This is a genomic window from Chitinophaga rupis (genome assembly GCF_900109685.1).
GTDB lineage: Bacteria > Bacteroidota > Bacteroidia > Chitinophagales > Chitinophagaceae > Chitinophaga > Chitinophaga rupis.
Genome location: NZ_FOBB01000003.1, coordinates 208,463 through 226,778 on the forward strand (window position 1 = coordinate 208,463; position 18,316 = coordinate 226,778).

An 18,316-nucleotide genomic window follows, 5' to 3' on the forward strand; every position below is an offset into this window, starting at 1 on the left:
GGCGCGGAGGCGGCCGCACCCTGACCCGCAGGGTATGCACCGCTACTCGCTCCAGGGCGAATGCAGGATCTCATCGCAAAAATCCTTACGCTTAAAGCCGGGGATCATGAAAGCGCATACATCGGCCTTAATATTCCCATAAGTAGTATCTGTTTTATGTGCAAACCCGCTGAAGAAAGTGGGAATGATCTTTTGCTTAAAATTATCACGCGGGAAAGCGCTCACAATAGCTTCCCTGTTCTCCGCAGATAAATGTTCATACCCCTTTCCCACTACATCCAGCCCCACACCGGCATTTAACAGGGCCACTTCCGGCTCCTTATACTCTGCAATACCAATAGTGGTATGTAACGCAATGCTATCCCATACCAGCTGCAGGGAAGCCGGCGCCAGGCCATGTCCTTTCAGGAAATCGCGGGCCGCATTGGCGCCATCTACTTCAAAACGTTTATCAGGGCTGCTGTAATGCGGCACCAGGCCCAGGTCGTGAAATACGGCGCTTACATATAATAGCTCCGCATCGTATTTTAATCCACGACGCTGCCCGTTGAGCGATGAAAATAAGAATACCCGTAAAGAATGGTTGTAAATAAATTCCGTACCATGTTCCAGTAACAATTCCGTGGCTTGCTGCGCGATGGTGCTGTCGGGCAGGGTGATACCCGCTATAGACCGATGTTTCAAAACTGACATAATATTGATTTTTGCATTCAAAATTATACCCCTTCCGCCCGCAGGTAAATATCAAAAACAACGTATCAGATACCAATTTCTGCAAACTGCTTTTTATAGGCAGCAGGCGACTGGCTGGTATTTTTCTTAAAGAAGTTGCTGAACTGGTAAGGGGTGGCAAAATTCAGGGAAAAGGATATTTCCTTAATAGGTTGTTCGGAAAATTGCAGCAGGCGCTGGGCTTCCACTATCAGCCGGTGGTTGATCAGCTCCTTGGCGCCTTCGCCGCCATACTGTTTACATACTTCCGTAAGCTTGCGCGTGGTAAGGCCCAGCTTTTTCGCATAGGCCGCAACGTTATGCTGTTGGTGATATTCCTGGTTCACCAGCTCAAGGAAACGCTGGTACAGCCGGTAATCATGGTTATGGGTGCTGATGGTTAACAGGGACCTGAGGTTAGCTGCCTTAATAATAATGATCTTTAAAAAAGCCGCCAGCACATCCGGCTTGTTGGAGTAGCTATCGGCTTGGTATTCTTCCAGCAGGTGCTGCATAAGCTTAGTGAGGGAGGCGCCGGCATCATCATCCAATACCAGCAGCTGCTGCAGCCGGGCGTTATTAAACAAAGTGGCTTTACAGTTGCGCGCGCTGGCAGGTGTTCTTTCCCAAAAGGCATCGCTGAAACTTAATACATAACCCCGCAAAAGATGGTTGTTCAGCACCTGGTACATTTGCCCGGCAGCCATTAACAGCAGCTGTCCGGGAGCAATGGTATAAAGCGTGCCGTCAATATTCATAACGCCTTCGCCGCCGGTTACCCATACCATCATGTGGTAAGGATTGCGGTAGCTGTTATTAAGCATAAAAATTTGGGCATGCAGTTCCCGTATATCAAAGGCCAGGTCCTGCATATGCCTGGCAGCTGCTAACTCCTGGATTCTCATGTTAAGATTTCTCCTACAAAGTTACAACCCTTCATCCTCTTTAGCCAGGCGTAATAATTTCTCCAGGCTGATGATGGCAATTTCTTTATCGGTGATGGTAATAATACGGTCCTGCACCAGCTCACTCAGGGTACGGAACACCGTTTCATAGGTGGTGCCGGTATAGGCGGCCAGGTCGTTCCGGCTGATCTTCATATTCAGCACACCGCTGGTATTAAAGCCAAACTTGCCGTGCAGTAATAATAAGGCATTGGCCACGCGCCCTTTTACAGACATATGCGCCAGGTTGCGCATGTGCCTTTCAGACTCCTGCAGCTCGCTGGCATAAAACAGCATCAGCTCATATAAAAAGGTATGGTTCACCTGCAGGCTGGATTGGAAAAAGGCCATATCCACATAACAGATGGTCACCGGTTCCAGCGCGGTGGCGGATATAGGGTATACCAGCTCCTGTCCTACCCCGCGGTGCCCTACAATATCGCCCTTTTGCGCAAACCGTACGATAAGCTCCTTATCCTTACCCCAGTGTTTATGCACCTTTACCTTCCCTGCATATACGAAATAAATACCGGTTACCTTATCGCCTTCCTTAAAAAGCATTTCCCCTTTTTTAAGGGAAAAATTGTGGCGGTGCGCTTCCACGGCGGGCGTCCATTCCTTCAGGCAAAGCCGGCATAACATGCAGGTGGTAAGATCACAGCCTTGTTTGTCTTTCTTCATTTGGGAGATTGTGCTGCAAATTTGCAGTTAAATGCTGGATATTGGAAGCCAGCATAGAAGGATGCAGCCGTACCACTTCCCCTACAACTATCACGGCCGGGTTGGAAAGTCCCTCGTATTGCGCTTTCCAGGTTATGTTCTGTACTGTGCCTATTACGATCCTTTCTTTTTCCGTAGTGCCTTCCTGTATGATGGCCACCGGGGTGTTGCTTTTGCCATGGGCGGCAAAAATATCCATAATAGCCTCCAGCTTGCTCATGGCCATTAATATAACAATGGTGGCGGTTGAGCGGGCAGCCAGCTGTATATCCTCAGAAATATCACCGTTACGCGTAGTGCCGGTGGTAACCCAAAAGCTTTCCGCCACCCCACGGCAGGTAAGCGGTATCATTTGGCTGGCCGGTACTGCCAGGGCGCTGGATATGCCCTGCACCATCTGCACCGGTATGCCTGCGCTGCGGGCAGCTTCCATTTCTTCTGCCGCCCGGCCAAATATAAAAGGATCGCCCCCCTTTAGCCGCACCACATGCCCATAGGCCAGCGCATCTTCCACAATCAGCTGGTTAATTTCCTGCTGGCTAAGGGCATGGCAGCCATACCGTTTGCCGGTGAAGCGGATAATGGCATCCGGCGCGGCATATTCCAGCAGGGCTTTATTTGCCAGCGCATCGTACAAGATCACTTTAGCCTGCCCGATGGCGCGCATGGCTTTTACCGTTATCAGCTCCGGATCACCGGGTCCTGCCCCTACCAGGGTCAAAAGTGGATTGACCATAAAATTCATATTAAATAAATAATTATATGATTCATATCATGAAACTACTATAAAATTAAATTATAAATCCCTAATTTCATGATACGGATCACAAAAACACTTCAAATTTTTACAACTTTAGCGAATTAACATCATATATAATTTTTATTAATACAAAGGAAGCTTTTTATCTCTTATTCTCTAAATATCCCGGGCAATGAAAATTGTAATTATAGGTAACGGCATGGTAGGTTACAAGTTTTGTGAAAAAATGATAGCCAAGGCTACCCCCGGCACGGTAGAACTGGTTGTTTTTGGTGAAGAGCCGCGTCCTGCCTACGACCGGGTACACTTAAGCGCCTTCTTTTCCGGGAAAACAGCCCAGGACCTGGAGATGGCCCCCGCCAGCTGGTATATAGATAATAATATACGCCTGCACCTGGGCGATCCCGTACAATCCATAGACCGCGAGCACAAAACCGTTCATTCCCATAAAGGCTTTACAGAAACTTATGACTACCTGGTAATGGCCACCGGTTCCGCCGCTTTCGTACCCCCCATTCCAGGGGTAGATAAAAAGGGCGTATTTATATACCGCACCATTGAGGACCTGGAACTAATGCTGGACTATGCCCCCAAAGCCACTACCGGCGCCGTAATTGGCGGCGGCCTGCTGGGTCTGGAAGCAGCCAAAGCATTGCTGGACCTGGGCCTGCAAAAAACGCACGTAATAGAATTTGCCCCGCGCCTGATGCCCCGGCAAATTGATGACAACGGCTCCCGCCTGCTGCAGGGCAAGCTGGAAACCCTGGGCCTGCAGGTACATACCAGTAAACAAACCACCGCTATAGTAGGTGATGATGTGATCACCGGCCTGCAGTTCGCTGACGACAGCATACTGGAGGCAGATATGCTGGTAATATCTGCCGGCATACAGCCCCGCGATGAGCTGGCCCGCCTCTGCGGCCTGGAAATAGGCCACCGGGGTGGTATTGTAGTGAACGACCAGCTGCAAACCACCGATCCCTTCATTTATGCAATTGGCGAATGCGCCTTATATAATGGTATGATCTACGGGCTGGTAGCCCCCGGCTATGAAATGGCAGAGGTAGTAGCCACCCATATCCTGGGCGACCACAAAGCTTTTACCGGTTTTGATATGAGCACCAAGCTGAAGCTGATAGGTGTGGATGTAGCCAGCTTCGGCAACCCCTTCACCCCTGCCGACCAATGCCGCAGCATTGTGTTTGAAGATACCATGAAGGGCATTTACAAACGCATTAACATCACCCCCGACGGGCAGCACCTGCTGGGAGGTATATTAATAGGTGATGCAGATGCCTATAATATGCTGCTGCAAACCGCCAAGAATAAAGTGATACTGCCGCCCAACCCGGAAGATGTGCTGCTGGGCGCACGCGGCGGACAGGAAGCTGCCGGGGCCGGCGTATTGGGCCTGCCGGATGATGCCACCATTTGCAGCTGCGAAAATGTGAGCAAAGCCGCCATTTGCAACGCAGTAATAGATGGCCACGAAACCCTGGATGCAGTAAAGAAATGCACTAAAGCAGCTACCTGCTGCGGAGGCTGCGCCCCCATGGTAAAGGACCTGATCACCAGCACCATGAAGTCGCAGGGTAAATACATCCGCAACGTGATCTGCGAACATTTTGACTACTCCCGCCAGGAGCTGTTTGACCTGGTAAAAATAAAAGAGCTGCGTTCCTTTGATACCGTGCTGGATCATTACGGCCATGGCGAAGGTTGCGAGATCTGTAAACCCACAGTGGCCAGCATACTGGCCAGCCTGTGGAATGAGATGATCCTGGCCAAAGGCAATGATACCGCGCAGGACTCCAACGACCGTTACCTGGCCAACATACAAAAAGGCGGCACCTACTCTGTAGTGCCCCGCGTGCCCGGTGGGGAAATTACCCCGCGGCAGCTGATGGTAATAGCGCAGGTAGCAGAAAAATATAATCTCTACACCAAAATAACCGGTGGTCAACGTATAGATATGTTTGGAGCGCATGTAAGCGACCTGCCGCTGATCTGGGAAGAGCTGGTGGCGGCAGGTTTTGAAAGCGGCCATGCATACGGCAAAGCATTGCGTACTGTAAAAAGCTGCGTGGGCAGCACCTGGTGCCGCTTTGGCCTGCATGACAGTGTAAGCTTTGCCATACAGATAGAGCAGCGCTACCGCGGCTTACGCGCCCCGCATAAATTAAAATCTGCCGTAAGCGGCTGTATCCGTGAATGCGCGGAAGCACAGTCAAAAGACTTTGGCATTATTGCCACGGAAAAAGGCTGGAACCTGTATGTATGCGGCAATGGCGGCTCCAAACCACAGCACGCGCTGCTGCTGGCCGGTGATGTGGACAGCGCTACGTGTATCCGTTACATTGACCGCTTCCTGATGTTTTACATTAAAACTGCAGATCCTTTAACCCGCACTGCTACCTGGCTCAATAAGCTGGATGGTGGTATAGAATACCTGCGTAATGTAGTGGTGAATGATAGCCTGGGCATTGCCGCCCAGCTGGAAAGTGAAATGCAGGTACTGGTGGATAATTATAAATGCGAATGGAAAGAGGTGGTCGATAGCCCTGAGCTGCGTAAACGCTTCTCCCACTTTGTAAATGCACCGGAGGAAAAAGATCCTACTGTACAATTTGAAAACTTACGTGAACAAAAGAAAGCCGCCAACTGGGCTAAATAATTACCAACCAAAAAACACCTTATATGTCATTACACAACACAGCAACCATTAACTGGTTCTTTGCCTGCAAAGTAGAAGATGTGCCGGCCAACGGCGGTGTATGCGTAAAGTACCTGGATGAACAGATCGCGCTGTTCCACTTTCCCCGGCGGAATGAGTGGTACGCCACGCAGAACCTTTGTCCGCACAGGCAGCAAATGGCCCTTAGCCGCGGCATGACTGGCACACAGGGAGGCGAGCCTAAAGTAGCCTGCCCCTTTCATAAAAAATCATTTTCGTTGGTAGATGGGCGTTGCCTGTCGGACGATACTGAATGCGCGCTCAATACCTACCCGGTAAAGATTGAGGATGACCGGGTATACATTGGTATTGTAAACGGGCGGGATACTGAAACCGTAATGGCATAGAACATATAAAGACGAAACCCGGTAGCTGGCAGGCTCCGGGCTTCTGATTTTAAAATGATTGGCATCACATTTAAAACCAACCAAAGTTAATGAAAAAAATGTTCCTTAATGGCGCGTCTTCACTTCTTTTAGGCGCCTGCTGTTACCAGCCTTGCCATGCACAGCTGGCTATCAGCGCCCAGCTGCGAACGCGCACAGAATTACGCGACGGCCAGGGCGCCCCGCTACCTTCCGGCGCCACACCCGCCATATTTACTTCCCAGCGTACCCGCTTAAGCGCAGGCTTTACTACGTATCGCATCCAGTTTGGGCTAACCCTGCAGGATGTACGTGTTTGGGGACAGGACGCTTCTACCATTAACCGCACTACCACCGCCAACAACAATGGCCTGATGCTGCATGAAGCCTGGGCCGAAATACTGTTGACGGATACCACTTTAAAAGATCAGAGCCTTAAGCTGAAAATAGGAAGGCAGGAGCTGCTGTATGATGACAGCCGCCTGCTGGGCAACCTGGACTGGGCACAGCAGGCCCGCCGCCACGATGCTGCCGTATTAAAATATGAGCGCAAAAACTGGATGTTACATGCCGGCGGCGCATTTAACCAGAATAAGGAAAATGCATCCAACACCATTTATGATCCCACACCGGCCGGTAATTATACCGGTAACACCAATGGGGGCAATAGTTACAAGAGTTTAGAGTTCTTATACGCCGGTAAAAAGCTGGCTGCAGGCAATGTTTCTTTCCTGTTCCTTGCCGACCAGTTTTCCCGCTACCATACTGACAGTGTGAACAATGCACCCGTGAAAACCTGGGAAGGGCCTACTTATAACCGCATGACCAGCGGCCTGTATTTCAACAATGCTTTTCAGCGCCTTACGCTCACCGCAGCTGCTTACTACCAGTTCGGTAAAAATGCAGATGGCCGCAACCTGAGCGCCACCCTGCTTTCCGGCGCTTTCCAGTATGCGCTTACCAGCACTTTTAGCGCAGGCGCAGGAGTTGACTATACTTCCGGCGGCGGCAGCGGCAATACCAGCCATGCGTTTGATCCGCTGTATGGTACCCCGCACAAGTTCTGGGGCAATATGGATTATTTCTACGTAGCCAGCGGTTTTGGCAACCGCGGTTTGCAGGACTATTATGTAAAAACAAAATGGAAGCCTAACACCAAATGGCTGGTAATGGCCGATGCGCATGAATTTCTCAGCGCCACTGCCATTCCGGTTGCAGAAACTAAACCGGCGCTTTCCCGTCAGCTGGGCACAGAAGCCGACCTGACCGCTGTTTTTACACTTACGCCCATGATCTCTTTTGAAGGAGGTTACAGCCATTACTGGAGCACCAACTCCTTAACAGCTGCCAGCGTAAAAAATATATTAAATGCCAAAAGCAATAGTAACTGGGCTTATCTGATGATCAACATCCGGCCCTCGTTCCTGTTCAAATAATCAACCTTTAAAAAAAATATTTATGGCGAATGTACCTAACGCACAACCGCTGCAAAAAATAAAACTCTTTAGCCTGGATACGCTGCAAATGCGCACCTTTCACATCACCTGGCTGATGTTCTTTGTATGCTTCTTTGGCTGGTTTGGCCTGGCGCCTTTAATGCCCACCATCCGTGCAGACCTGGGGCTTAGCAAGGCGCAGGTAGGCAACATTATCATTGCTTCTGTTTCAGGCACCATCATAGCCCGTTTGATCATTGGTAAGCTGTGCGATACCTGGGGGCCGCGCAAAACCGCTGTGCGCCTGCTGCTGGTAGGCGCCATACCGGTGTTCCTGGTAGGTTTGGCAAAGGACTATACTACGTTCTTACTGTTCCGTTTAGCCATTAGCGTAATAGGCGCTTCTTTTGTGGTAACGCAGTTCCATACTTCCATGATGTTTGCGCCCTCCATTAAAGGTACTGCCAATGCTATTACCGGTGGATGGGGTAACCTGGGCGGCGGTATTACCAACATGGTAATGCCCCTGATCTTTGCCGCTATTGTTGGTTTCGGGTATACGAAGGAAGAAGCCTGGCGCTATGCCATGATAGTACCTGCCATTATGATGCTGCTGGTAGCTTTCCTGTACTACCGTTATACTAAAGACACCCCTGCGGGTAACTACGATGAGATTGACCGCACTGCCAGGAAAGGCAGCACGGATTGGTCTGTACTGGCTGACTGGCGCATATGGGCGCTTACCATGGCCTATGCCATGTGTTTTGGTATGGAGATCACTTTTGATAATGTAGCCTCCCTGCATTTTGTAGATACATTTCATTTATCGCAAAGCAGCGCAGGCTTATGGGCCGGTGTATTTGGCGCCATGAACATTTTTGCCCGTGCGCTGGGTGGCATCGTGTCTGATAAAGTAGGCGCCAAAGCAGGCATGAAAGGCAAAGGGCGTTTGCTGGCGCTGGTGCTGCTGGCTGAAGGCGCCGGCCTGCTGGTTTTTGCACAGGCCAACTCCCTGGTACTGGCCATTGTAGCTATGCTGGGTTTTGCCCTGTTCCTGAAAATGGCTAATGGCGCCACCTACGGTATTGTACCTTTTATCAATGAAAAAAATGTAGGGCTGGTAAGTGGTATTGTAGGCGCAGGCGGTAACCTGGGTGGTATGCTGTTCGGCTTTTTATTTAAGTCAGAGCACATCACCTACGTGCAGGCGTTCACGTATATCGGTTACATTGTAATAGCCGTATCCGTAATAGTAATGATCACCAGCTTTGCAAAAAGCAGCGTTGCTAAAACCGCACCTCTGGGGCGGCAGGTAGCGCTGGCGGAATAATTCTTAACCCGGGGCCGGCTCAAGCCGGCCTCCCCAATTAACACGTGCATGCCGGCATCTTTTAAAACAACCTGTTGTTATTGCGGCGTAGGCTGCGGCATAGTAGTACAGCAGAACAGGCAGGGTAAACTGGAGGTGAGCGGGGATAAAGATCACCCGGTGAACCGGGGCATGTTATGCTCCAAAGGCATGAACCTGCACTACACGGTTATGGATACCAGCGACCGGCTGCTGTATCCGGAGATGCGATACAACAGGCAAATGCAACGGCAGCGCGTAAGCTGGGACCAGGCGCTGGAACGCACCGCCGCAGTTTTTAAAACCATTATTGCGCAGCACGGCCCGGAATCGGTAGCTTTTTATGCCAGCGGTCAATGCCTTACCGAAGAATATTATGTGATCAATAAGCTGATAAAGGGCTTTATTGGCAGCAATAATATAGATACCAACTCCCGCCTGTGCATGAGCAGCGCAGTAGCCGCCTATAAGATGGCTTTAGGGGAAGATGCGGTTCCCGTGTGTTATGATGATATTGAGCTGGCCGACTGTATTTTTGTGGCCGGCGCCAACCCAGCCTGGTGCCATCCTATTTTATGGCGGCGGGTAGAAGCCGCAAGGGCAGCCAATCCCAACCTGAAGATCATTGTAAGCGACCCGCGTGCCACACAAACCTGCGCACAGGCCAATGTGCACCTGCAGCTGCGCCCCGGTACCGATATTGTATTACACCACGCAATAGGACGTATACTAATTGAGAACGGTTATACAGATGCATCATTCATAGAACAGCATACAGAAGGTTTTGCCGCTTACTGGGAAACAGTAATGCAGCGCACTGTAGCAGAAGCAGCCGCTATCTGCGATGTGCCTGAAAGCGCCATCCGCGAAGCAGCCCGCTACATGGGGCAGGCCAAAGGTTTTATTACCATGTGGACCATGGGCCTGAACCAAAGCGCTGTGGGAGTGCGCAAAAACCTGAGCCTTATTAACCTGAACCTTATTACCGGGCATATTGGAAAACCTGGTAGTGGTCCCTTTTCATTAACAGGGCAGCCCAATGCCATGGGTGGCCGCGAAGTAGGCGGCCTGGCTAACCTGCTGCCCGCACACCGCCTGCTGGATAATCCGCAGCACCGTGCAGAAGTGCAGGCTTTCTGGAACAGCAACCCTATCTCCCCTAAACCAGGGTTAACGGCCACGCAAATGTTTACCGCGCTGAATGAAGGGAAGCTTAAAGCCATCTGGATCGTAGGTACTAATCCGTTAGTGAGCCTGCCGGATGTACGCTTTGCAGAAGCAGCCCTGCAAAAGGCAAAGTTTGTAGTGGTGCAGGAAATATCCAATAAACCGGAAACACTGCGCTATGCAGATGTGGTATTACCTGCTGCTGCCTGGGCAGAGAAAGAAGGCACCATGACAAATGCAGAACGCCGCATCAGCTACCTGCATAAGATCACAGATGCACCGGGACAGGCCCTGCCGGATGCGGAGATCATTTGCCGCTTTGCACAAAAAATGGGCTACCACGGTTTTGATTTCAATTCCTTTTCAGAAATATATGAAGAACATACCCGGCTCACAGCCGGCACCCGTATAGATATCAGCGGGCTGGATTACAATACCCTGCAGGTAAAACGCAGCGTACAATGGCCTTACCCTAAAAGCAGCGCGGGCAAAGGCACCCCCAGGCTGTTTACGGATCACCGGTTTTATACGCCATCGTCCAAAGCAATTATTCATTCCTTTGAAGATGGTAATAGCTCTGTACCAACGGATGAAACTTTACCGCTTATACTCACCACCGGCCGTATCCGCGACCAATGGCATACCATGAGCAAAACCGGTAAAGTGAACCGGTTAAAGCAACATATAGCTAATTCATTTTTGGAGATCCACCCGGAAGATGCCCGCCAGCGGCACATTGCGCAGGACGATATTGTAGAAATATTCAATGGTAACGGCAACGTACGTGTGAAAGCCAAGCTAAGCACGGACATAAAAAAGGGCGTGGTATTCCTGCCCATGCACTGGGGAAAAGTATTACAAAGTGATCTGAACCGGGCTAATAACCTTACTCACGCATTGGTAGATCCTATCTCCGGGCAGCCGGACCTGAAATTCTCTGCCGTGCAGGTACAACGCTACCGCAAACCCGCACAAAAGATCGTGATCATAGGCGCAGGCGCCGGCGCCAGTGGTTTTGTACGGGCATACCGCACCATGAACAGCACCGATGAAATAGTTGTGTTCAGCAAAGAGGACCAGCCTTTTTACAACCGGGTAATGTTACCGGATTACATTAGCGGTACGCAGCAATGGCAACAGCTGGTAAAAATGACGGACGATGAAGAAGCCCGCTTAAACATTACCTTACACCGCGGCGTCAGCATTACCCATATTGATCGCTCACATAAAATAATTACCGACAGCCAGGGCAACACACACACCTACGATGTGCTGATCATGGGCACGGGCAGCCGGGCCGCCACCTTAAAGGATACCCCGCCGCTGAAAGGCATTTTCACCATGCGCAACCGCTATGATGCCGATGCCTTCATAAAACACCTGGATCCTGAAAAAGGGAGAGTGCTGATTGCAGGCGCAGGCCTGCTGGGTATAGAGCTGGCTGCTTCCCTGCGTGAAATGAATATAGCCGTTACTGTTATACAGCGTACTTCCCGCCTTATGGACCGGCAGCTGGATGCGCTGGCCAGCCAACTGGTATACGAAGAGCTGACCGACCGTGGCATAGAAATCATATACAACGACGAAATAGAACGTTTCATTGGCCTGCATGCCCTGGAAGGCATACAGCTGAAAAGCGGGCAGCAGATAGCCTGCCAGGCCTTTGTAGCTACGATAGGCACCGTACCTAATACAGAGCTGGCGCAGGCCTGCCACCTTGCCTGCAAACGCGGTGTAGTGGTGAATGAATACCTGCAAACCAGTGATCCGGATATTTTTGCCATTGGCGAAATAGCAGAGTTCAACGGCACGCTGTATGGTATTACCGCAGCAGCTGAACAGCAGGCAGCCGTAGTGGCCCGTTACCTGTGTGGCGACATTAGCAGCTACTACCAGGGATCCGTGTTCATGAACATTTTAAAAATGCATGGCACCGACGTTTGCTCACTGGGTATGGTGAATACCCCCGACGATCCGGCTTATGAGGAAGTAGTGTTTATAGATAAGGCCAAACGTTATTACAAAAAGTGCATTATCCATAACGACCGGCTGGTAGGCGCTATACTGATAGGCGATAAATCTGAGTTCGTTGAGTTCCGGGAGCTGATGCAAAACAATATGGAGCTGAGTGATAAACGCCTGGAACTATTACGCTCCGGTAAAAAGGCAGAACCGGTTATTGGCCCGCTGGTATGCTCCTGTGGCAATGTAGGAGAAGGCAACATCTGCAATAAAATAAAAGAAGGGCATACCACGCTGGAAAGTGTTTGCAAAGCATCCGGTGCAGGGCAGGGCTGCGGCAGCTGCCGGCCGGAAATACAGGCCATCCTGGACAGCACATTAAAGGCGCCGGCCGCCACTACTAAAAAACAACTGGTAAAAGCAGTTATCTGATGGGCAGAACACGTACCATACATATCAATTTTACGGGCGGTATCATCTCGCCCGGGCATTTGCAGGAAGCGCTGCAAATAGCTGCCGGTGCCGGTGTTACCGATGTACGCTTTGGACTGCGGCAGCAATTGCTGGTAGATGTACCTGTGAAAAATTTTAAACAGTTCAGCACCCAGTGCAAACAACAAAGGATCACTTTTTACGGAGAAGAGGAAGGGCCTAATATTACCAGCTCTTACCCTGCTGCCGGTATTTTTATTACAGACGGCTGGCTAAGCGAAGGCATTTATAAAGATGTGTTTGACCTGTTTGATTATACACCGGCTTTAAAACTAAACATCTGCGATAGCCGGCAAACCTTTGTGCCTTTTTTCACCGGGCATATTAACTGGATTGCCTCTGAGCATGCGCACTACTGGCATTTGTTTGTGCGGTTCCCCGGTACAGATCATCTGCTGGCCTGGCCGGAGCTGGTATACACCAACCACATTGCCCGGGTAAGCCGGCAGGTGGAAACGCTGGTACAAAACGGCGAAACTAACCTGTACGAGCAAACGAAAGCTACCCTGGAATACATGGGCCGCCCCCTGAGCAAAGAATTGGAGCTGCCCCGTTTTCACCTGCCGTATTATGAAGGTTTTAACCGTTATAATAATGGCTACTGGCTGGGCATTTACCAGCGGGATGAGCTTTTTCCTCTTTCCTTCCTGCAGGATATTTGCGCCATTTGCCTGGAAACCCGCACCGGGCAGCTCTACGCTACCTCCTGGAAAACCATCATCATTAAAAATATAGATCCGGCGCACCGCAACCTGTGGGATTATACGCTGGGCAAGCACCGCATTAATGTGCGGCATGCAGCCAATGAGCTGAACTGGCAGGTAGAAGATAATTCAGCGGACGGGCTGGTGCTGAAACGCCATATCATCCGCCATTTTGATATAGAGGATGTGCGCACCTACGGGCTTTGCTTCAGCATACGTATGGAATCTGCTTCCGGGCAGTTCGGATCTGTAGTGATCCGCAAGCTGGAGAATAAATATAACAGCAGGCTAAAATACCTGCAGCGCTATGATATCCTATACACGCCCGGCTTTAATCCAAACACCTCTACCCTGCTCATGTACCGGGAGCAGGTAGCTAAAGAGCACCTGGGCCCTTACTTGGTATCCTTATGTAAAGAGTTTTATGAGCAGGGCAGCGAAACCAATATTTTGCAGGCCTTTGTAAGCAGTAAGGAAGCAGCTACTCCCCTGCAGCAGCCTGATAAAAAACTGCACCAGTGCACTCAATGCCTGAGCGTGTATGATGAAACGTTAGGAGAAGCGGAGCAGGACATTGCACCGGGTACGCCGTTTGATGCTTTACCGGATTCTTTCAGCTGCTCCCTGTGTGGCGCTGCTGCCAGTGCTTTTGAAGAGATCAGTGAAAGCACCCTGGGTGTTAAGCTTTAAAATGGTGTAATTACATCCAGGTAAAAGGATCGCCGGAAACAATATGCGTAACCGGCACACCAGGGATCTTGGGTTTTAACCAGTCTACCAGCCAGTCCATACCCGGTTCTTCACTTACGGAATGGCCTAATACTATCAATGCGGTTTTGCCGCCCATTTGCCGTGCATCGCGGATGTATTCTGCGGTTTCCCATTCATGCACCTCCCCTACTATCAGCACATCGGGCTGCTCTTTTTCCACAATGGCGATCTGTGTTTGCCCGCCGGCAGCACCGGGCAGTAAGGCAATGCGGGCGCAGGTTTGCGACAGGTCGCCTATCACCCTTACATGTTTAATAGCCAGGGTTTGTTCCAGGTGCGCCACCAGCTTTTCTAAAGTAATGGGCGGCATTTGCAGGATCCGTTGCCCGGGTTTGTAGTATTGCACCCAGCCTGCTTTTTTCAGCACACCGTAACCAATACCATCCGGCTCTACGGAATGCCAGTAATCATGAAAACGCCATACGGTAATATTATACTTTTTGAGCAGGGCCTGTTTTTGCTGTACCACCCGGTTGTTGGCTACATAGTTCACATCATCCAGGTGATTATAAAAGGTAGGTTCATGGGCAATAATGAAATTAGCTTTCAGCTTTGCGGCTTGCTCAATTACCTGCACCGTGGCAAACATGGTGGTAACAATACCAGTAACGGTCTGCTGCTCATCACCGCTCTTAAGCGTATCTACCGTTGTTTTAAAAGGCGCGCCGGGTACTTCTTTTAAGATAATATCCATTACTTCCTTAATGGTATATTTCTTTTGCTGCAGGGCCATCGCAAAACCGGGTATATTCAGCAAAGTAGCGGCGGCAGATGCTTTCAGGGCATTGGCAATAAAGGTCCTTCTTCCTGGATCATTTTTCATACGGGAATGTTTATAGATCTTAGATTTACGATTTTAGATTTAAAAATGCGGTCTTCGCTCCAATCAAATCTAAATCTAAAATCGTAAATCTAAAATCAGGTATATTTAATAATGCCGTTCTCTTTGCAAAAGGTAAGCACTTCCTCCATATTCCCGGCCTGGAATTTACGCAGAATGTTCAGGCGGTGCGCTTCTACTGTACGTACGCTTACATTTAATGATTCGGCAATTTCCTTGTTGCTCAGATCTTCATCTATCTTCTTCAGGATCTGCTCCTCTCTTTTGGAAAGGGATATTTCCACGTTTGCAGCTGTTTTAAGGCCGGATGTTTTTTGCAGGTCCTGGTATTTTTTCACCAGCACATCCGATACATCGCCAATGAAATAGAACTTGCCTTTATGCACGGTGCGGATGGCATGCAGGAAGATCTTGTTGCTGGTATCCTTTAAAATGTAGCCACTGGCGCCCATTTCCAGCGCTTTGGCCACATAATCGGGGCTATCATACAAGCTAAAGAAAAGAATGCGGCTCAGCGGCTGCTGTTTTAAAATGGCCTGGCTGGTTTCAATACCATTAATACCCGGCATGCGGATATCCATGATAATTACTTCCGGCGTTACAGAAGCAAGCGACTGCAAAGCCGTTTCTCCATCGCCGGCCTCCCCTACTACTTCCATGTCCTGCTCACTGTCTATCAGCTGTTTTAGCCCGTTCCTGAATATTTCATGGTCATCTACCAGGAAAACTTTTATGCGCGTGGTCATAGTCATACTAAAGGAATTTCCAGTTGAACAATAGTGCCTTTTCCTGGTTGGGCGTTTAAGCTAAAGGTACCGCTTAGTAATTCCGCCCGCTCTTTCATGCCGCGTATACCATTCATTTTCTTAGCCAGGTTCTTTAAATGTAATTGTTGGTTATCAAAATAAAAACCTTTGCCATTATCCTTTATCATCAGGTTCAGGTAATGGCCGGAGGTATCAATAAATATTTCCACACGGGAGGCCTGTGAATGTTTGATCACATTATTCAACCCTTCCTGCAAAATGCGGTACACGCTTATTTCCAGCTCTCTTGACAGCGGGCCGGGATGTATGTTGGTATCCAGCAGGAAATCCATTTTACGGTTGGCATCCTTACAGGTGGTCACCAGGTCTTCAATGGCAGAGAGCAGGCCAAAGTCCTCCAGCACGCTGGGGAGCAGGTCTGAGCAGATACGCCGCGTTTCTGTGATCAGCTTTGCCAGCATCATATTCACCATAGCTACTTCCGGGTCGGGCGTAGTGGTACGGTCCTGGATCTGTTCCAGCTTCATACGCAGGCTGGTAAGCATTTGCCCAATGCCGTCATGGATCTCTGCCGTGATGCGCTTACGTTCTTTTTCTTGCCCATTGATAATGGCGTAGGATCTTATTTTTTGCTCCACGCCTTCCCGCCGGATCTTTTCTTCCATCAGCAGCTGGTTTTCCCGCTCTGTATTTTTACGGTTGGTAATATCAGTTCCTATCAGCAGGTATTGATACAAATTGCCGGCATTATCAAATACCGGCATCAACGTAACATCCAGCCAAAAGCCCGTACCATCGGATGCATTATCGAATATTTCATCCTGCCATACTTCCGTTTGTTTTTTACTGTTACGTATGTGCTCATAGATCACACTTTCATGGCCGCCCATGTTATTGTAAAAAACCGGTTTGCCGCGCAGCTCCTGTATGCTGTATTTGGTAACATGGCAGTACTTATCATTGGCATATACAATATTCCCTTCAGGATCTGTTTTTACCAGGTAGGTGGCTTTGTCCAGCGCATAGTTCATTTCCCGCAGCTCCTTATAAGATTCCTCCATGCGGGCATTGGCAGCTTGCAGCTCTTCTGATAAGCGTTTGGACTTTTCTTCTGATGATACCAATCCTACCACTACTTTTTTAATGTGAATAGCCAGCGGGTAAAAAATAAAAATGGCTTCCAGCGCCAGTGTGAACAGCACCAGGGCCAGCATCAGGTAATCGATCTGTTTCAGCTGGCTGATACGCTCTTTGGAAAAACGGTCGTAATCAAACACGATCAGCTCCATGCCCAGCAGGTAGGATTGCTCATAATCCAGGATGGTTTTTACATAGGGGCGTATCAGCTGGGGATTAAATACTTTGGAGGTATCCAGCACTGCTACAATATGCTCTGCAGCATTCATCATTTCCTTGCGGGGGTGGCTGATAAGGTCAAACATGGTATTGATCTCCTCCATGTTTTCCGTAGGCAGGTTCAGGAAGCGGCTGCCCATTTCCAGGCCTTCCTGCGCTTTTTCCCATTGTTTAAGGGTATTTACAAACTCTTTACGGCTAATATCGTATTCATAACCATATTCCAGCATTAACGCAGTTTTGCTCAGCGTTTGGCTGTAGGTACGCAGGCGGGCGGCAAAATTAATCACATGGGAATCGTCCATGGAACGGTTCAGGTGCTGCTGTATGCGCACCTGGCTCACCACGGACAACACGGCGATAAAGGTTAACGCGATGCCATACCGGATAGTAAAGTGCTTAAAGATCTTATTGCCTTCTGATATGATCATAAAATCACTTTTCATTAAGTAAAACAGATTGCCCCTTAAAATATCAAATCTGCCGGTCAAATTCAAATGCAGGCGCCGCCTTTATTTTGGGGTTATACGGCAATATGTTCCTGCAGCTCATTAAAGTCGAACGTAGCAGCATTGCCTTCTTTCACCATTTTGCCCCTTTCCATAAAATAGAAATAATCGGTTACATGCTTGGCAAAGTCTATTTTCTGCTCTACCAGTAATACGGCCATTCCCTTTGTGGTAACCAGCTGCCGCAGAATATCGCCTATTTCAATGGCTATGGAAGGCTGCAAACCTTCCGTAGGTTCATCCAGCAATAACAGGGCGGGGCCGCTGATAAGGGTGCGGGCAATGGCCAGCTGCTGTTGCTGCCCTCCGCTTAAATTACCACCGGCGCGGCGGCGGAACTCTTTCAGGATGGGGAACAGCGTGTAAATTTCTTCTTCCGCCATACGGGGTTTATAGTCCGGCGTGGCTTCCAGCCCCAATTGCAGGTTTTCCTGCACCGTAAGCTTAGGAATGATCTCCCGCCCCTGCGGTACATAACCAATACCTGCGCGCGCTATTTTATAAGGCGCCAGGTTAGTAATGTGCTCTCCTTTAAAAGTCACCTGTCCTTCCCGCGCTTTCTGCAGGCCCATAATAGTTTTAAGCAGGGTGGTTTTACCTACGCCGTTGCGGCCCATTACCGTGGTAACGGTACCTTGCAGCACCGATAAGTTCACGCCCCACAAAATGGTGCTCTGGTCATATGCCGTTATAATGTTGCTGGCTGTTAGCAGTGTTGTTGGCTCCATA

At 49.6% G+C, this 18,316-nt stretch carries 14 protein-coding genes; 6 read left to right on the forward strand and 8 right to left on the reverse strand.

The genetic code is table 11. The features are described from left to right. Nucleotides 1–42 precede the first annotated feature (42 nt). From BMZ54_RS13965 to cobA, 4 genes are all read right to left on the reverse strand, one after another. A complete protein-coding gene (locus BMZ54_RS13965) occupies nt 43–693 on the reverse strand; it encodes an HD domain-containing protein (protein WP_089912461.1) in 651 nt (216 codons plus the stop codon). 65 nt (nt 694–758) lie between these two features. Continuing rightward, a complete protein-coding gene (locus BMZ54_RS13970; RefSeq protein WP_089912464.1) occupies nt 759–1,616 on the reverse strand; it encodes an AraC family transcriptional regulator in 858 nt (285 codons plus the stop codon). Nucleotides 1,617–1,637: 21 nt separating this feature from the next. Beyond that, complete coding sequence (locus tag BMZ54_RS13975; protein WP_089912467.1) at nt 1,638–2,336, reverse strand: Crp/Fnr family transcriptional regulator; 699 nt, start codon at nt 2,334–2,336, stop codon at nt 1,638–1,640. Beyond that, nucleotides 2,311–3,111: a uroporphyrinogen-III C-methyltransferase gene (gene cobA, locus BMZ54_RS13980; RefSeq protein ID WP_089914141.1), complete on the reverse strand. Its 801-nt coding sequence runs from the start codon at nt 3,109–3,111 to the stop codon at nt 2,311–2,313. The genes BMZ54_RS13975 and cobA overlap by 26 nt, the downstream gene beginning before the upstream one ends. Nucleotides 3,112–3,307: 196 nt before the next feature. Between cobA and nirB the strand changes: the two genes are divergently transcribed. The 6 genes from nirB to BMZ54_RS14010 all read left to right on the forward strand — a co-directional run bounded on the left by nirB (nt 3,308) and on the right by BMZ54_RS14010 (nt 14,033). Then, nucleotides 3,308–5,809, forward strand: a complete 2,502-nt coding sequence (gene nirB / locus BMZ54_RS13985) for a nitrite reductase large subunit NirB (RefSeq protein WP_089912469.1) — start codon at nt 3,308–3,310, stop codon at nt 5,807–5,809. Between the two features lie 23 nt (nt 5,810–5,832). Further along, a complete protein-coding gene (gene nirD, locus BMZ54_RS13990) occupies nt 5,833–6,216 on the forward strand; it encodes a nitrite reductase small subunit NirD (RefSeq protein ID WP_089912472.1) in 384 nt (127 codons plus the stop codon). Between the two features lie 89 nt (nt 6,217–6,305). Then, nucleotides 6,306–7,670, forward strand: a complete 1,365-nt coding sequence (locus BMZ54_RS13995) for an alginate export family protein (protein WP_089912475.1) — start codon at nt 6,306–6,308, stop codon at nt 7,668–7,670. 22 nt (nt 7,671–7,692) lie between these two features. After that, a complete protein-coding gene (locus BMZ54_RS14000) occupies nt 7,693–9,000 on the forward strand; it encodes a NarK family nitrate/nitrite MFS transporter (protein WP_089912477.1) in 1,308 nt (435 codons plus the stop codon). A 48-nt stretch (nt 9,001–9,048) separates the two neighbouring features. Beyond that, a complete protein-coding gene (locus BMZ54_RS14005; RefSeq protein WP_089912480.1) occupies nt 9,049–12,579 on the forward strand; it encodes a nitrate reductase in 3,531 nt (1,176 codons plus the stop codon). Then, nucleotides 12,579–14,033, forward strand: coding sequence for a rubredoxin (locus BMZ54_RS14010; RefSeq protein ID WP_089912484.1), 1,455 nt, complete (start codon nt 12,579–12,581; stop codon nt 14,031–14,033). Before BMZ54_RS14005 ends, BMZ54_RS14010 begins: the two co-directional genes overlap by 1 nt. Nucleotides 14,034–14,043: 10 nt before the next feature. On the opposite strand, the gene BMZ54_RS14015 is transcribed toward BMZ54_RS14010, so the two are convergent. From BMZ54_RS14015 to urtE, 4 genes are all read right to left on the reverse strand, one after another. Next, nucleotides 14,044–14,937: a Nif3-like dinuclear metal center hexameric protein gene (locus BMZ54_RS14015; RefSeq protein WP_089912487.1), complete on the reverse strand. Its 894-nt coding sequence runs from the start codon at nt 14,935–14,937 to the stop codon at nt 14,044–14,046. A 95-nt stretch (nt 14,938–15,032) separates the two neighbouring features. Next, nucleotides 15,033–15,701: a response regulator transcription factor gene (locus BMZ54_RS14020; RefSeq protein WP_162277538.1), complete on the reverse strand. Its 669-nt coding sequence runs from the start codon at nt 15,699–15,701 to the stop codon at nt 15,033–15,035. A 2-nt stretch (nt 15,702–15,703) separates the two neighbouring features. Beyond that, complete coding sequence (locus BMZ54_RS14025; protein ID WP_162277539.1) at nt 15,704–17,509, reverse strand: PAS domain-containing sensor histidine kinase; 1,806 nt, start codon at nt 17,507–17,509, stop codon at nt 15,704–15,706. Between the two features lie 92 nt (nt 17,510–17,601). Next, nucleotides 17,602–18,315, reverse strand: a complete 714-nt coding sequence (gene urtE / locus BMZ54_RS14030; protein WP_089912496.1) for an urea ABC transporter ATP-binding subunit UrtE — start codon at nt 18,313–18,315, stop codon at nt 17,602–17,604. Between the last annotated feature and the right edge of the window lies 1 nt (nt 18,316).

Bases quoted from the DNA above. Each gene is read 5' to 3' on its own strand.
- BMZ54_RS14005 (WP_089912480.1), top strand. From the start codon at position 9,049: ATGCCGGCATCTTTTAAAACAACCTGTTGTTATTGCGGCGTAGGCTGC.
- BMZ54_RS14010 (WP_089912484.1), top strand. From the start codon at position 12,579: ATGGGCAGAACACGTACCATACATATCAATTTTACGGGCGGTATCATC.
- BMZ54_RS13975 (WP_089912467.1), bottom strand. From the start codon at position 2,336: ATGAAGAAAGACAAACAAGGCTGTGATCTTACCACCTGCATGTTATGC.
- BMZ54_RS14015 (WP_089912487.1), bottom strand. From the start codon at position 14,937: ATGAAAAATGATCCAGGAAGAAGGACCTTTATTGCCAATGCCCTGAAA.
- nirB (WP_089912469.1), top strand. From the start codon at position 3,308: ATGAAAATTGTAATTATAGGTAACGGCATGGTAGGTTACAAGTTTTGT.
- BMZ54_RS13965 (WP_089912461.1), bottom strand. From the start codon at position 693: ATGTCAGTTTTGAAACATCGGTCTATAGCGGGTATCACCCTGCCCGAC.
- BMZ54_RS13970 (WP_089912464.1), bottom strand. From the start codon at position 1,616: ATGAGAATCCAGGAGTTAGCAGCTGCCAGGCATATGCAGGACCTGGCC.
- BMZ54_RS14020 (WP_162277538.1), bottom strand. From the start codon at position 15,701: ATGACCACGCGCATAAAAGTTTTCCTGGTAGATGACCATGAAATATTC.
- urtE (WP_089912496.1), bottom strand. From the start codon at position 18,315: ATGGAGCCAACAACACTGCTAACAGCCAGCAACATTATAACGGCATAT.
- BMZ54_RS14000 (WP_089912477.1), top strand. From the start codon at position 7,693: ATGGCGAATGTACCTAACGCACAACCGCTGCAAAAAATAAAACTCTTT.
- BMZ54_RS14025 (WP_162277539.1), bottom strand. From the start codon at position 17,509: ATGATCATATCAGAAGGCAATAAGATCTTTAAGCACTTTACTATCCGG.
- BMZ54_RS13995 (WP_089912475.1), top strand. From the start codon at position 6,306: ATGAAAAAAATGTTCCTTAATGGCGCGTCTTCACTTCTTTTAGGCGCC.
- nirD (WP_089912472.1), top strand. From the start codon at position 5,833: ATGTCATTACACAACACAGCAACCATTAACTGGTTCTTTGCCTGCAAA.
- cobA (WP_089914141.1), bottom strand. From the start codon at position 3,111: ATGGTCAATCCACTTTTGACCCTGGTAGGGGCAGGACCCGGTGATCCG.